The sequence below is a fragment of the Marinococcus luteus genome, from assembly GCF_034497705.1.
GTDB classification, from domain to species: Bacteria; Bacillota; Bacilli; order Bacillales; family Marinococcaceae; genus Marinococcus; species Marinococcus luteus_A.
In genome coordinates, this window is sequence record NZ_JAXRUV010000005.1 from 62,979 (window position 1) to 77,777 (window position 14,799).

Here is a 14,799-nt window from a genome sequence, read left to right on the forward strand (position 1 = left end):
ACCCCCTCTTCCGTGTTAAAGTTAGAATATTCTAACAAGGGAGTGGATAGATATGGAGGCAAAGCAAACCGTATACGTTAATACCTTTACAGATGGCATGCTTGACCCGGCTCTTGAAATGGAATATAAAGTTAAAGACGGCGGCCGGATTGTAGCCAATACCACCCCGGGATGCTGGGGGCCGATGATCACCCCTGCCCTGCGGGGCGGACATGAAGTGACAAAGCCGGTGTATGTCGAAGGCGCAGAAGTCGGCGACGCTGTTGTAATCAGGATCAAGTCTATTGAAATCACTTCTCAGGCAACAGCCTCCGGCAATGACAAAGCAGTAGACGGCCGATTTGTCGGCGATCCGTTCGTTGCCGTCCAGTGCCCGGGCTGCGGGCAGATGCATCCAAAAACAGTGATTAAAGGCATTGGTCAGGAAGCGGTCCGGTGCGCTAACTGTGACCAGGATGTCACCCCATTTGTATTTACAAACGCCTATACTATGGCTTTTAACGATAATAAATCTATTGGACTTACCCTTTCCCGGGAAGCAGCTGAAAAAATTGCCACAGACGGGAAAAATTACATGAACACTCCTGAAAATTCGATTCAAAATCCCGTAGTGACCTTTGCTCCCCATGATATTATTGGTGCAGTAGCCAGAACGAGACCTTTTTTAGGCCAGCTTGGCACTACTCCGTCACGCGCTCTGCCTGATTCTCATAACGCTGGAGACTTCGGGCAGGCATTGATCGATGCTCCCCATGAGTACGCTATTACTAAAAAACAATTGGAAGAACGAACAGACGGACACCTTGATATCAGCCGTGTCCGGGCCGGTGCTGTATTAGTCTGCCCGGTTAAAGTCCCTGGAGGCGGTGTCTATCTTGGTGACATGCATGCTATGCAGGGCGATGGAGAAATTGCCGGCCACACTACCGATGTTTCGGGGATTGTACACCTTCAGGCCGATGTTTTAAAAGAAGTAAAGTTAGACGGCCCGGTACTGCTCCCTCTTATTGAAGACCTTCCCTACACGGCAAAGCCTTTTAGCAGCCAGGAAAAGAAAGAAGCCCTTGAACTAGCTCAGCAATGGGGGGTTACTGAACTCGAAGAAGCTTACCCGGTTTCTTTTATTGGCAGTGGAGCGAGCCTGAATGCAGCGACAGAAAACGGAATGGCACGGGCGGCCAAAGCGCTGAGTGTCACCGTGCCGGAGATTATGAACAGAGCAACCATTACAGGCTCTATTGAGATTGGAAGACATCCCGGTGTAGTTACTGTTACTTTTTTAGCACCGGAGTCTCTTCTTGAAACGGCCGGGCTTCTTCCTACGGTAAAACACATCTACCAGTAACAGCATACTCTTCTGCTGACCAAAAGCGATCATTAAAAAACCCGGCTGCCGTCCAGCCGGGTTTCCTGTGCTTTAAGCCAGCTCCACTGGCAAATTAAATTCGAACAAAATTTAGATGTGTTCATTTCTGACAACGAGTACGTCGCACTCCGCTCTGCGGACGATGCTTTCCCCGACGCTTCCGAGAAGAAGCCGCTCGGCACTGCTGACTCCGGAGGCGCCGGAGACAATTAAGTCTGCCTCATATTTTTCTGCAGCATCCTTTGGAATCACCATTTTAGGTGAACCGTACTCCAAAGCAAAGGAAACGTTGGGAACGTTGCTTTTTAACGCAAGCTCCCGGTATATCTCAAGCAGATTCCTGCCATTTTTTTTGAATATTTCAATGACGTTGCCCCTGGTCTTCTCTACTGACGAAACAAGCGGTGTATGAATAACGTGGGTAACCACGGCCTTTGCTTCTTCCTCTTCTGCCATCGCCAGGCCGGCGCGAAAGGCATTGGCTGACATTTCTGAGTCATCTACTGCGATCAGAATGCTATTATATTTTTCAATATCTCGTTTATTCCTAACTACCCAGGCGTCACATTCTGCATTCCGTACGATGCCTGCGGAAACGCTTCCAACAATAAATCTTTCAAATGTGCCTATTCCTGAAGCACCGCAAAGAATCAGGTCCGCTTTAAATTTTTTCGCGATGTCCTTGGGAATAGTAGTTTTAGGAGAGCCATTTTCCAAAAATACGGTTATATCCGTAAGCCCTGACTTTTCGGCTTCCTCTCTGCAGGAAGCAATAATTTCCTCCCCTTTTTCCTTTGAGGCCTGTAATAAATCCGTAGTATGAAGCCGGGCCTGGCTGTAATGGTTGTAGTCGATAATGTAGCAGATCCCCAATGAACAATCATACGCTTTGGCAAGCGCAATACCTTTTTTCAATGCAAAACCAGCTTCCAAAGAACCATCTGTTGCCACTAGAATACGATTATACCTTTTTTCCATTTTGCCTGCCCCCTATCCATCATCGTCAAAACTGGGAACTTCCAGAAATAATTTTTGCTTCCGTAAGCCCCGCTATCTTCGTTCTCTCTCCATTATAGCACTATCTTCAGTTTTTCTATTGTACTTTTTTTGCCAAATTATACAGTGGAGTTCTTCGCCTATATGTTTCATAATAGACATAGATAGAGAGATATTACGCTTTTGTTTTAGGTCCTTTCGTGCTCGACAAATCTACTTCTTTAAAGAAAGCGGGGCGTTATCATGAGCAAACATTACCAGAATATTCTCACAGCTGTAGACAGTTCGGATGAATCCATGCAGGCATTCCGTCGCAGTCTCTCACTGGCCAGGAAACATCAAAGCCGGCTGACGGTCGCCCATGTCGTGGAGTACAGAACATTGAACCGCCTGATTCAGTATATACCAACCATTATGGAAACTGCGGGAGAACAGGGAAAAGTACTGTTAAACCTATACAAAGCAGAGGCTGAAGGGGCTGGTGTTGATATTCAGACAGTCATGGAGACCGGCGTACCAAAAACCATCATCACTAAAGATCTCGCACCAGAATATGACACAGACTTGATTATTACCGGCGCCTCCGGGGCTGGGACAGTTGGCCGATTCATAATGGGAAGTGTTTCTACAGGTATTGTACGTAACGCCAAATGCGATGTTCTCGTCGTCCGCAAAAAAGATTCAAGCAGCGACTACAAAAGAATTATCATTGCCATCGACGGCTCTAAAGAAGCAGAGCACGCCTTTAATAAAGGAATTGCCCTGGCGATGGAAGAAAAAGCAGCTGTGCTGATTACGCATGTGATTGATTCAGTTGTACTCACCTCCATGGAGCAGCATGACACCGGGCTGTTTATCGAAATGGAAAGCTATTCGGAAAAAATGCTTGAAGAATACCGGGAAAAAGCTGTGAAGGCAGGGCTCGAGCATGTAGAAGCAGAGCTTCATCATGGTGCTCCCAAGGTCGTTATTGCGGAAGATTTGGCTAAAAAGTATAAAGCCGATTTAATCATCGTCGGCGCTTCCGGTTTAAATACTACAGAGCGATTTTTCCTTGGAAGCGTCTCTGAAGGAATCGTGCACCGGGCCGATTGTGACGTTTTACTGGCCCGCCTCCCGGAAGAAGAACAATAAAATATAACCAGCAGGCCTTTTCCGGAAAAATTTCCTCTAGAAGCGGCCTGCTAGTTATTTGTTCTCTATACCCTTACCATGGGCCCGCCGGCAGTTATGCCCGGGCCCATTTGTTATTTTTTTGGATGAAAAACGACCTTTACATAATTTCCTTTTCCTTTGATTAAATCGTCAAAGGTTTCCGGTCCATCCGAAAGACCTGGTGTATGTGAGATCATCGGCTTTACATCGATCTGGATAGGGATCTTCTTCGGTAAAGTACAGCATACTGTTTACATAGTTGCACGTGATACTCCCATCTCCCGTTCACTTAGCGGCATCTCCTTCCCCCCTTTGGTTAATTTTTATTCTATCAGCCGCTGCAATTGAAATGTATACGTTTTCATCGCAGTCTTTTGAACATTTGCTGTACAATATTGTGATTTACAATCCACAAACCAACTTCGTACATTGATACATTAGGCTTAATGGTATATGTATGTACATGAATGACTTAATAAATTCGGCACTCTTCTAATGCTTCTTTTAGCAATAAATGTATATTTTTGTCGACAAAAAGAACAGCCGCCATCGGCAGCTGTTCTTCTCACTACTATATTCATGCTGTTTCTTTAGAATCATCAGTTTCTTTTTTTTGCTTCTCCCTGGAGATATCTTCTTTATCCTTGTTAACTTTAGCCCGTTTTTTTATAAAATCCATTTCCACAGGAATATAGCCGCCTTCGTTCACCATGCGGTCTATTTCGCGTTCATACTCTTCATCAATCAATCGGCGGTTCATTAGTACTCCCCCTTTTTACAGCTGAGTTTTATCACACGACTGAACCAGGGTTTTCTGCACCATTTACTTTATGATCTTCCGTTCACATAAGCGGCTATTCATCCGCATTCCCCCTCATGTTTTTTATGTGGATTTGAAGGCTATCATCTTTATACTTTCCTATTCCCGTTTTTCGGCATTTTGAACAAAAAAACTCCGCTGATAGGTTTTTTCAGCGGAGAGAAGTCCGTGATTTTTCAATCGAGATGAAATATTTCTTCAAGCGGTGTGGAAACCGGGCTGTTATCTTCGTTTGTTTCCATTAACGGAGCCATTGCTTCCCACCACTTTTTATTGATGGGGGTCCATGACATCTGCTGCCATCGTTCTTCATTTTCTATTTCAAGATAAGCAAACAGCCTGCTTGTTTCTTTTTCCAGAAAAATCGAATAGTTAGATGCTCCGTGCTGCTTTAACGCCTCTTTCATTTCCGGCCAGAGCTGATCGTGCTGTTTAATATATTCCTCTACTTTTTCCGGGTACACATACATAATGAACGCCAGACGCTTCATACTCATGGTCCTTTCTTCGATTGTTGTTTTCAGTCTGTTTATGTTGTTTTGTTTTTATTATTTTGATGGCTTACACAAATGGAAGTCAACAGGTTTCTATTGTCATTCTCCTTCTATCTTTTTTATTTTTATTAAAAGTAAAAATTGAACAGAAAATCTTTTTGCATATTTAAATCTTCCCCGGCTCTTTTATGTTATTTTTAATGTTGGATAGTTGTTTGAAACGTTTAATTTACAGCAGCCAGGAAATAAATTATGAAGAAAATGCCAGTGGAGGGTACTTATGATAGCAGTCATCATCTTATTTTTGTTAGCTTCCTTCTTTTTATCCGGAAGCGAAACAGCTTTAACAGCAGCAAACCGGGCACGAATGCAATCCCGTGCCGAAGAAAACGATAAACGGGCGAAAAATTTATTAAGGCTTACAAGAAAACCGGATGAGTTAATTACAGCCATCCTCATCGGAAACAATATCTCCAATATTATGCTTCCTACACTCGTTACTGTGCTCGCCCTGAATTACAATTTCAACGTAGGCATTGCTACTGCCATTTTAACGTTTGTACTTATTATTTTCGCGGAAGTCCTGCCTAAATCTATTGCTGCTACCTTTGCAGACAAGGTCGCTTACATAGTCGCACCGGTAATTGCGATACTCGTATTCATTTTTAAGCCGCTCACCTTTTTACTGAACTCTTTCACACGCGGGGTGATCAAACTGATTACCCGGGGTGAAGGGCCGTCGCAGACGTATTCGCGTGAAGAAATCAAAACAATGGTCGACGTGGCCTCTTCGGAGGGAACCTTTGAAAAACAGGAGCAGGACCGGATTAAGCGAGTAATTGATTTTTACCGCAAGGATATCCGTGATGTATTGAAGGTTCCGCGTATGGAGATTATCGGCATCCCGATAGAAAGTAGTTTTCAGGAAGTACGGGACATCACCATCAATCACAATCATACCCGGTACCCGGTGTATAACGACAATATGGATCATATTGTCGGTGTATTTCATGCCAAGCTGCTCCTTATCTGGGCTGAACAAAGCGACAAAACCCTTAATGATTTTATTGATAACAATCCTTTGTATGTAGTAGAGACCAATTCTGTTGACAACGTGTTTAAACGAATGCTGAATGAACAGAAGCACCTCGCCGTCGTGCTCGATGAATACGGCGGTACAATGGGTATGGTCACCCAGGAGGATATTATCGAAGCGATGATCGGCCAGGAGATTGAAGACGAGCACGATACCCGTTCCGAGCAGCTTATTGAGGAGTTGACCGACGAGGTTATTATCTGTGATGGAAAGCTATCCATCAGCCGCTTCAACGAAATCTTTAATACCAGAGTGGAAGAAGAGGAGGATATTATTGCCGGGCTGCTGTACCGGGAATTTGATCATATTCCTGAAGAGGGAGAAACCCTTCAGCATGAAAATCTTCATTTTGAAGTACTGACAATGGATAACAATCAGATTAAACGCGTACGCGTCGTAAAGGAAGAGGAAGAAGAGGAGGACTAATACACTTAAACCCGGAGAATTACTCTCCGGGTTTTTGTTTGTATATTACTAATGCAACAGTACTTTAAGCCAGTAAACTTTTAGTAGCTTTTTCCAGAAAACGTGATAATCTGAGGGTAGCTGTAAAAATCGAAAACTTTTTCTGCAAGGACAGAAAAAGAAGCAAAGAAAGTGGAAGGTAAATCAGAATATGAGTATGTGGGAACTGTTTGTGGCGCTGCTGCTGGGTATCGTCGAGGGGCTTACCGAGTTTGCTCCTGTGTCTTCGACTGGTCATATGATTATTGTCGACGACATTTGGCTCCGCTCTCACGAATTCCTAGGCACCGAGGTAGCCAATACATTTAAGGTGGTTATTCAGCTCGGGTCGATTCTGGCAGTTATTGTTGTATTCCGTAAACGTTTCCGGGATCTGCTTGGGTTTTCCAGAAAAACAGATGTCTCATACAGAAAACTCCGTTTAAGTCATATAATTGTCGGTCTGCTGCCTGCAGGCATTCTCGGTCTTTTGTTTGAAGACTTTATTGATGAACATCTTTTTTCTGCAAAAACCGTCCTGATAGGCCTGGTTATTGGCGCTTTGCTGATGATTGCTGCTGACCTGTTTCAGCCAAAACGAGCCATCCAAAGCGTAGATTTGATTACATACAAAAAGGCTCTGCTGATAGGCTGTATTCAATGTCTGTCGTTATGGCCGGGGTTCTCCCGTTCCGGCTCCACTATCTCCGGCGGCGTTCTCCTCGGGCTCAGCCACCGGGCAGCGGCCGACTTCACATTTATTATGGCTGTACCGATCATGCTCGGAGCAAGCGCCGTTTCTCTTGCGAGTAAATGGGAATACTTCACCGTTGCCATGATTCCTTTTTTTGCTGTTGGCTTTATAAGCGCCTTTTTGTTCGCCCTTGTATCGATCACCTTTTTCTTAAAGCTTATCAACAAGATTCGCCTGATTCCATTTGCTTTATATCGTATTGTCTTAGCCGGGGTTGTCTATGTTGTTTATTTTTAATCATACAAAAAAGATTCTTTTCCGCAATGGAAGAGGCTCCTTTTAGAATGCGTCCATAAACTGCAGGATAGCCGGTCCGAGAAGTACGATAAATAACGTGGGGAAAATAAACAGGACAAGAGGGAACATCATTTTGATCGGGGCCTTCATCGCTGCTTCCTCTGCGCGCTGACGCCGGCCTTCCCGAACGTCCTCCGCCTGAACCTTTAATACATTTACCATTCCAATACCAAGCTTTTCCGCCTGAATGATATTGTATATAAAAGCGTTCAGTTCATCGACTGTGAGCCTTTCCTTCATCCCGTTCAGGGCATCTTTTCTCGTTCGGCCAAGCCGGAGCTCTTCCAGGCAGACTTTAAATTCATCAATCAGGACCCCGCTTTTCCTGGCGGTTACATTATTCAGGGCCGCGTCAAACCCGAGCCCTGATTCCAAACAAATTGTGAGGAGGTCCAGTACATCGGGGAGTTCTTTCAAAGCTTGTTTGTTTCGCTTTGAGGCTTTCATTTTTAAGTAATAGTTGGGCATCAACCAGCCGAATCCAAGTGCGAATACCACCATCAGTAAAGCGGGAAGCAGCTCTGCCGATGCCGCCCATGATAAAACAACCGCAGCCAGAGGAAGAGTGACCATGAGAATTCCACGGAAGATATTAAAATCTACAGGATTACATCCAAAGGGACGTCCTGCCTGCAGCAGCCGTTGTTCAAGCTCTGTGACTTTACCGCGGTTCATCCTTCGCTGATAAAGCTTTTTTATCTTTTTCCACCCCGGCTGCACGACACGCTCGAAAAACGTTGGATTTTCTTCTGTCTCTTCTCCCTGATCAGGATAAAAGTATGTCTGGATCCGGCGCTCAATTACGTTTGCCTTGTCAAAGCGGTAGCTGAGCAGGGTGTAGACAGACAGGGTTATAAAGGAAAAAAAAGCAGCATATAAGATGACCATTTCTACACCTCAATCGTCGTAATTTTCCGGACTAGAAGAAAGCCTATGATACCGCCTATTGCCGCCGCAGCTAGCATCATTCTGCCAATGGGTTCGATAAATAACGTGGTTATATACTCAGGGTTTATTACATAAATTAACGCTCCTAGCCCTACCGGGAGAAGACTGATAATAATACCGGAAAGCCGCCCCTGGGCCGTGAGCGTTTTTACCTGATTGGCTATTTTTTCCCGTTCTCTCGTCGTTTCTACAATTTTATCCAGCAGGTAAGCAAGGTTCCCCCCGACCTGACGCTGAATCAAAAGGGCCTCGACGAGAAGCTCGAGATCTCCGCTCGGCATACGGCGCTTCCAATTATTCAATGCTTCTTCCATCGTACTTCCGTATTGAATTTCCTTCAGCACCAGATGAACTTCCTCTTTAATCGGCGGGTCCGATTCCTCAGAGACCATCTTGAGGGACTGCTGGAAGCTGTGACCTGCGCGAAGTGAGCCAATGATGGTCGTCAGCATATCAGGAAGCATCTGATTAAATTGCTGCAGACGCTTTGATTGTTTTTTCTTCAGCCAGACAGAGGGAATAACATAGCCAACGATCCCTCCGATAGCTAATGTACCAATAAGGTTTGTAAGCAGATAAAATAATCCTGCGCTGATAATTACTGCAAACCACCGGAGCACCCGGAATTCTTCTGCTCTCATCGGTACGCCTGCAGCGCTCAGCTGTTGCTCCAGCAGTTCCTTCTTCCGTGTTGGCTTTTTCTTACGAATTAAAAGCAGCTTGAGCTTTTCATTTGCTTCACGAAGGTAACCCTTTAAAGAAAACGGTTTTTTCGGAACTTCAGCCTCTCCCTCCGCTTCTCCCGAAGTACTGGAGGAAACGGCAAGACTTCCTGCAGCGACCAGAAGAAAGCAGGTGAGAAACATACAAATGAATAAAAGAGTTAAAAGCACGTTAATCCACCATCCGTTCTGAAAAAAGCGAAGGCGGAAGATAAATACCATCATGCTCCATCTGCTCGTAAAATTGCGGGCGGACACCGGTAGGCACGAGTTTGCCGATGATTTTTCCATTTTCATCAACACTCTCCTGCTGAAACGTAAAGATTTCCTGCAGTACGATAATATCGCCTTCCATCGCCTGCACTTCTGTAATGCTCGTAATCCGGCGTGTTCCGTCCCGCAGGCGGGATTGCTGGATGATAACATCGAGAGCCCCGGCGATCTGCTCACGAATCGCCCGTATCGGCAGATCCATCCCAGCCATCAGCACCATTGTTTCAAGCCGGGAGAGCATATCTCTCGGGCTGTTCGCGTGACCTGTGGCAAGAGAGCCGTCGTGCCCTGTGTTCATCGCCTGCAGCATATCAAGCGCCTCCCCGCTCCGGACCTCGCCTATCACAATGCGGTCCGGACGCATCCTTAATGAGTTCCGTACCAGGTCCCTGATGGAGATGGCACCTTTGCCTTCAATGTTCGGCGGCCGTGTTTCCAGTGAAACGACGTGCTCCTGCCCCAGCTGCAGCTCGGCGGCATCCTCAATCGTTACAATGCGATCTTCATTGGAGATAAAGGAGGACAGGACGTTCAGCGTAGTAGTTTTCCCGGATCCTGTGCCTCCACTGACAAATATGTTCAGCTTGGCCTGCACACAGGCATCAATAAAATCGGCCATTTCTTCGGTCAGCGTACCAAAGTTCACAAGATCATGGATCGTAAAAGGATCCTTGGCAAATTTCCTTATAGTTATTGTCGGGCCGCCCAGTGCAAGAGGAGGGATAATAGCATTCACCCGGGACCCGTCCTGCAGCCGTGCATCCACCATCGGGCTGCTTTCATCCACCCGGCGTCCGAGCGGGGCTACAATCTTTTCAAGCACCTGCATGACGTGCTCGTTATCCCGAAATACAACGTCTGTCAGGGTCAGTTTTCCGTTCCGTTCCACGTATACTTTGTCCGGACCATTCACCATGACCTCTGAAACATCTTCATCTAGCAGCAGCGGATTAATCGGTCCGTAGCCTGTTAAATCATTTTTAATATCTTCGATCAGCACGGCCCGTTCCCTGATAGGCGGCAGCTGCTCGTTTTCTTCAATCACTTCCGAGATAATGTCTTCAAGCTCCGGTACGACCTCCTCCACATCATCATTTTTCCGTTCCTTTAAAATGTGTTTAAATACCAGGCTTTTCACTTCTGCATGACCTGGAGAAAATGCCGGCTTAGCTGGCTTTTCCTTAACTTTTTCTTCTTGAGCAGGTTTCACTTCAGGCTTTTCCGGAGAAGCTTTTTGCTTTTCTTCCGGAGCAGGAGAAGCCTCGGGCTCCGGTTTATTTTTTGCTTCTAAACGATTCAGTAGCCCCATTATTTATCGTCCCCTGGTTTCGCCTTTGTTTTTCGCAGCAGTCGATGAAGAAAGGTTCGGGAAGAAGCAGAAGACCGTTCCTGCGCAGCAGGCAGAAGTGTTTTCCCTATAAGCTTTATCCTTTTGGAAATCTCTGCTTTTGGATGGTCGATCACAAACGGCCTCCCGGTGTCCATGGCCGTAACGACCCGGCTGCTGTCATCCGGCATATAAAACAGTTCGTTCACTGCAAAAAGGTCTGAAAAGTCCTGCCCGGCCAATTTTCCTTTAACGGTCGCCCGGTTGACCACCACGCTACATTTATCCTTTAGTCCAAGTGCCTGAAGGGCTTCAACCATCAGGCTCGTATTTTTTAATGGAGCCATTCCATTGGTGGTCACGATGAAAATATCATCCGCCTGTTCAATAAAGGCCAGACTGCGGTCATTCAGTCCGGCAGCTGCTTCGACGACTACCAGGTCGTTATCCTGTTTTAACGAAGCTCCTATAGTGGACAGCTGCCTTTCGTCTATAAGATCTGCCAACTCCGGCCGGGGCGGCGCTGCCAGTACATGGAACCCCTTTTCATGCTTAATACAAAAGTTCTGCAGACGGTCTTTTTGTACAGGCTTTGCTGCATCCAGAATGGTTGAATACGGCTCTATATCCAGCGCAAGCGCAAGATCCCCAAACTGCAGATCACCATCCACAACAGTCACTTTCTGGTTCTGGGAAGCAAGATAAACAGCAAGGTTCGCCGTCAGTATCGTTCGTCCCGTGCCGCCGGAAGCACTGCATACCACAGCCATCTTCCCCTGGTCTGCTCTCCGGTCAGTTGATTGTTCCACGCTTTACTCCCCGCTTTCTTCAAACTGGGTAATCCGGTTGCTGATCCACCCGGAGCTGTCTTCTCCGTATTCTACAAATACCCAAGTCCTGTTTTCTTCATCCTGTTCAAACTGGTCCGTGTACTCCAGCCGGGTGCTGCTGTTCACCACTTCCGTTACTGAGGCATCCAGGCTCGGCGACTCCCGGATATTGGCGCGGTACGTGTATGGCGATAGCTGTAAGGATTCCTGAATATCTCCAGCAGAAGATTCTTCTTCCGATTGTGCAGGGGCCTCATCTCCCGGCACCGTTTCCTCATCCGTTTCGTTACCTTCATCTTCGGAAGACCCTGTTTCATCTTCTTCAGGAAGGGGCTGTTCTTCGGCTTCCTGACTACTGTCGGCCGCATCATCTTCATTTGGTTCTGTATCCTCTTCAGTGTTTTCTTCTACAGAAGGGGCAATAACTTCCACTGAATTATCAGACGATTCCCCCGGCCCGCTCCCTTCGGTGGCCTGGCTGTATATGGACAGGTGCAGATCCCCGTCACCCTGGTTGGCGTTCGCTATCTGCGCCGCCCCTTCCTGCGTCAGCTCGAGAGTTACTGCCTGGTACTCTGTGGTTTCCTCTTCCGTACTTTCTCCATCTTCCTCCTCAGAAGAAGCACCGGTAGTTTCCTGAAAACGTTCACCTACCGCAAGCACCTTTGCCTGTTCGACCAGCACCTCTGTTTGCATCTCGCCGTCTTCATTTTCCCTAGTGGACAAAACATCAACATAGTCGTCCGGCTCCAGCAGGTACGACACGGATTCTTCATAATCCACGTTGACCGATACTCCCCGTCTTCCCTCTTCCACCTGCTGGGCCAGCGGGGCATCGCTGTCGTCAGCGCTTTGGAAGTGATTGTCCAAAATAACTTCCTCATCCGCCAGATCCGATTCCGCATAAGTACCGGTCACATCCCCGGGCTCACGGATGGCATTCGGGTGCATCTGCTCTTCCGGTATTTCGACCACTTCCACCATGTCTCCGGTAATTCTCGTTCCTTCTTCAATCGCTTCTGTTGCCGCGACCACTTCTGTAATTTGCGTGTCTGTCTCTTCTGCTTCCTCCGGTCCGTCTCTTGTAACAAATATGTAGAAAATAAACGTCGTTATCACGCCGGCTATTAAAGCGAACAGCAACAGTTTTTTTGGCTTCATGTTATCCCATCCCTACTGAGTCATTCTGGTTGTGTATGCCCCCCGGTTGGCACTTCCTTCTACTATAGTACCGCTGTCCACCCGCTTAATAAATCTTCCCCGGACCGAATCATCATTCTTACCCATGCGATCCTCCAGGTAAAAATAGGCGAATCCTCGTATTTCCACTTCTCTGTAATTGTCCTTGTTTCCAATGGGAGCATATACCGGGATGAGCATGATTCTGTCGCAGTCACGATCATATTCGTTTCCATCCGGGCAGTCGTCGATGCGGTGATTGACTCCCCGCTCCGTAGGACCCGAAATGTTACCTGTCTGTGTATTAACTTCGTCCCCGACACGCAGAGGCTCATCGTAGCCTTCTTTTAATGTTTCTTCGTACGTTTTAGCGCCCGGCCCTTCCAACGCCAGAATGCCGAAATTCCCACCTGAAGAATCGCCGGAATCCACCTTCAGATCATACGTTTCGTCAAAAACCAGATTCGTTTCTTCATTGATGCCAAATGGAGCAGCTCCTGCCGCTTCCCCGACAGCACCCACCTCCACTTTGGCTTCCGCATTAATATCCACCGTTTCCATCCCGAATAAAGAAGAAAAAAACACGTCGGTGGGGCGTTCCAGCTCCACCCGTACCGACTGTTCCTCCGAAACATCCATATCAAATAAGCTTTCCGATTCCCCGTGCGCGTCCAGCACTTCATCTACTACGTTTGAAACCTCTTCCTCGGAATTCATTAATTCCTGAGCGCCGGATAAAGCAGTCGCATTCACCGTTTTCTGCAGACTGCTCTGCGTTTTGTATAAATGACCGCCGTCAATGACCACCCCGCACATCGCTGTTGCTATTCCGAGACCTAGCGCCATAAGAATTAAAGCGTTCCCCTTTTCATTTTTTATCCATGCCTTCATAAAGGTCACTCCACCCTTATCGTTGAATTCGTTTCGATCGTATAGGGAATAGAATAATCTCCCAGCAAATTAAAAATGGACGACGGATAAGCCGTCTCCACCGTCATGTAGTCTCCGGAGTTTCGGTTTTCCGGTGTGATCGTAACAGAAAGCTCATCGGGGTTCCCGCTGTCAAAATTCTCTGTGACGTAACTGCTAATTGCTTCATCGTCCTCTCCGAAGCTGCCGATCCGGACTGCTTCTTGGGTAATGAGTTCGAGCTCCTGATGCGTATAGAGCACCCGCCCGAAATCCACCATCCCAATAAGCAGTGCAATAATGAGCGGAAGAACGAGCGCAAATTCAACCAGCGACTGTCCGTCTTCCTGCCTCCACATTTAAAACAGCATCCCTTCCGTAAATAAGTTCACAGCGGCACCGAGAGCTATAGCCACACCGTACGGGTACGTTTTCGAAAGTGATTGTCTGGACAATCCTCCCGGCGCCCTCGTTCCGCTTTTTATATGAGTAAGTTTGTAAAAGAATGATTTCAGAATATTTTTGTTGCGAAGCAGCACAATAAGTCCCATCAGTGCGCCGAGAAGCGCGATGAAAATAAAGGACTGCAGCACGAATGTGCCGCCTTTCAGTGCCCCCACTAATGCCAGCAGCTTTACATCTCCTGCTCCCATGCCACCCATGGCGTATGGAATAAACAAAAGGGCAAAGCCAATCAAAAATCCAAGGAAGGAATGAAACAGCCCTTCCCACCCTGACACTGCCCCGTGGAAAATAAACGCGAGCAGCATGGCCGGAAACAGAACTTTATTATAAATTTTTCGTTCCTTTATATCTGTAATCGCACAGATAAGCAGAACCGCGATTAGGATCCAATCGATAAGTCCCAAGCTTCATCCCTTCCTTTCAGTTTTGACTTAGTGAGGTATTTAATGGACCCTCCCAAGCATGGAAGGGTCCATTAAATTCTTAATTATTCGGGGGTTTCGGCATCTTCGGGATTTGTCAGACCATCTGTGACGTCCCCAAGTATGGTATTTATTTCGTCACCGAGAGTTACTATGGCTGCAATAACTGCAACCGCAATCAACCCTAGAATTAAACCGTACTCTGTCATGCCCTGTCCTTCTTCTTCCACTACCAAATTTTTAAAAATTTCGACCATTCTGAACACTCTCCTTCTAATTGTAAATAATTGCTTGTCTAAGAG

The 14,799-nt window shown here is 46.7% G+C and carries 16 protein-coding genes; 4 read left to right on the forward strand and 12 right to left on the reverse strand.

The genetic code is table 11. From position 1 onward, the window contains the following. The first annotated feature begins 52 nt into the window (after nucleotides 1-52). Nucleotides 53-1,345: an acetamidase/formamidase family protein gene (locus Q9M42_RS09475; RefSeq protein ID WP_322526245.1), complete on the forward strand. Its 1,293-nt coding sequence runs from the start codon at nucleotides 53-55 to the stop codon at nucleotides 1,343-1,345. 111 nt (nucleotides 1,346-1,456) lie between these two features. Here Q9M42_RS09475 and Q9M42_RS09480 read toward each other — a convergent pair whose 3' ends face one another. Further along, the gene (locus tag Q9M42_RS09480; RefSeq protein ID WP_322526246.1) at nucleotides 1,457-2,344 is read right to left on the reverse strand and encodes a universal stress protein; all 888 of its coding nucleotides are present in this window, start codon (nucleotides 2,342-2,344) and stop codon (nucleotides 1,457-1,459) included. 261 nt (nucleotides 2,345-2,605) lie between these two features. Between Q9M42_RS09480 and Q9M42_RS09485 the strand changes: the two genes are divergently transcribed. Further along, nucleotides 2,606-3,496 (forward strand): universal stress protein, encoded by an 891-nt coding sequence (locus Q9M42_RS09485; protein WP_322526247.1) that lies wholly within the window; start codon nucleotides 2,606-2,608, stop codon nucleotides 3,494-3,496. Nucleotides 3,497-4,094: 598 nt separating this feature from the next. Here the strand turns inward: Q9M42_RS09485 and Q9M42_RS09490 are convergent. Together Q9M42_RS09490 and rhaM are read right to left on the reverse strand one after the other, a co-directional pair. Then, nucleotides 4,095-4,277, reverse strand: coding sequence for a hypothetical protein (locus tag Q9M42_RS09490; RefSeq protein ID WP_322526248.1), 183 nt, complete (start codon nucleotides 4,275-4,277; stop codon nucleotides 4,095-4,097). A gap of 236 nt (nucleotides 4,278-4,513) precedes the next feature. Continuing rightward, the gene (rhaM, locus tag Q9M42_RS09495) at nucleotides 4,514-4,828 is read right to left on the reverse strand and encodes an L-rhamnose mutarotase (RefSeq protein WP_322526389.1); all 315 of its coding nucleotides are present in this window, start codon (nucleotides 4,826-4,828) and stop codon (nucleotides 4,514-4,516) included. A gap of 283 nt (nucleotides 4,829-5,111) precedes the next feature. On the opposite strand from rhaM, the gene Q9M42_RS09500 reads away from it, so the two are divergent. Both Q9M42_RS09500 and Q9M42_RS09505 read left to right on the forward strand, forming a co-directional pair. Further along, on the forward strand, nucleotides 5,112-6,353 hold the full coding sequence (locus tag Q9M42_RS09500; protein ID WP_322526249.1) for a hemolysin family protein: 1,242 nt from the start codon (nucleotides 5,112-5,114) through the stop codon (nucleotides 6,351-6,353). A 190-nt stretch (nucleotides 6,354-6,543) separates the two neighbouring features. Beyond that, nucleotides 6,544-7,362 carry an undecaprenyl-diphosphate phosphatase gene (locus Q9M42_RS09505; protein ID WP_322526250.1) on the forward strand — a complete coding sequence of 273 codons (819 nt, stop codon included), beginning with the start codon at nucleotides 6,544-6,546 and terminating at the stop codon, nucleotides 7,360-7,362. Between the two features lie 42 nt (nucleotides 7,363-7,404). Here the strand turns inward: Q9M42_RS09505 and Q9M42_RS09510 are convergent, their stop codons facing one another. The 9 genes from Q9M42_RS09510 to Q9M42_RS09550 all read right to left on the reverse strand — a co-directional run bounded on the left by Q9M42_RS09510 (nucleotide 7,405) and on the right by Q9M42_RS09550 (nucleotide 14,754). After that, on the reverse strand, nucleotides 7,405-8,310 hold the full coding sequence (locus tag Q9M42_RS09510; RefSeq protein WP_322526251.1) for a type II secretion system F family protein: 906 nt from the start codon (nucleotides 8,308-8,310) through the stop codon (nucleotides 7,405-7,407). Between the two features lie 2 nt (nucleotides 8,311-8,312). Next, the gene (locus tag Q9M42_RS09515; protein WP_322526252.1) at nucleotides 8,313-9,317 is read right to left on the reverse strand and encodes a type II secretion system F family protein; all 1,005 of its coding nucleotides are present in this window, start codon (nucleotides 9,315-9,317) and stop codon (nucleotides 8,313-8,315) included. Next, nucleotides 9,265-10,674 (reverse strand): CpaF family protein, encoded by a 1,410-nt coding sequence (locus tag Q9M42_RS09520; protein WP_322526253.1) that lies wholly within the window; start codon nucleotides 10,672-10,674, stop codon nucleotides 9,265-9,267. Before Q9M42_RS09520 ends, Q9M42_RS09515 begins: the two co-directional genes overlap by 53 nt. Further along, entirely contained in the window at nucleotides 10,674-11,501 is an 828-nt protein-coding gene (locus Q9M42_RS09525) for an AAA family ATPase (RefSeq protein WP_322526254.1), read from the reverse strand. Before Q9M42_RS09525 ends, Q9M42_RS09520 begins: the two co-directional genes overlap by 1 nt. Nucleotides 11,502-11,504: 3 nt before the next feature. Continuing rightward, complete coding sequence (gene cpaB, locus Q9M42_RS09530) at nucleotides 11,505-12,683, reverse strand: Flp pilus assembly protein CpaB (protein WP_322526255.1); 1,179 nt, start codon at nucleotides 12,681-12,683, stop codon at nucleotides 11,505-11,507. Nucleotides 12,684-12,695: 12 nt separating this feature from the next. Next, nucleotides 12,696-13,592, reverse strand: coding sequence for a pilus assembly protein TadG-related protein (locus Q9M42_RS09535; protein WP_322526256.1), 897 nt, complete (start codon nucleotides 13,590-13,592; stop codon nucleotides 12,696-12,698). 5 nt (nucleotides 13,593-13,597) lie between these two features. Beyond that, nucleotides 13,598-13,969, reverse strand: coding sequence for a TadE/TadG family type IV pilus assembly protein (locus tag Q9M42_RS09540; protein WP_322526257.1), 372 nt, complete (start codon nucleotides 13,967-13,969; stop codon nucleotides 13,598-13,600). Beyond that, nucleotides 13,970-14,479, reverse strand: coding sequence for an A24 family peptidase (locus Q9M42_RS09545; protein ID WP_322526258.1), 510 nt, complete (start codon nucleotides 14,477-14,479; stop codon nucleotides 13,970-13,972). A gap of 83 nt (nucleotides 14,480-14,562) precedes the next feature. Beyond that, on the reverse strand, nucleotides 14,563-14,754 hold the full coding sequence (locus tag Q9M42_RS09550; protein ID WP_322526259.1) for a Flp family type IVb pilin: 192 nt from the start codon (nucleotides 14,752-14,754) through the stop codon (nucleotides 14,563-14,565). Between the last annotated feature and the right edge of the window lie 45 nt (nucleotides 14,755-14,799).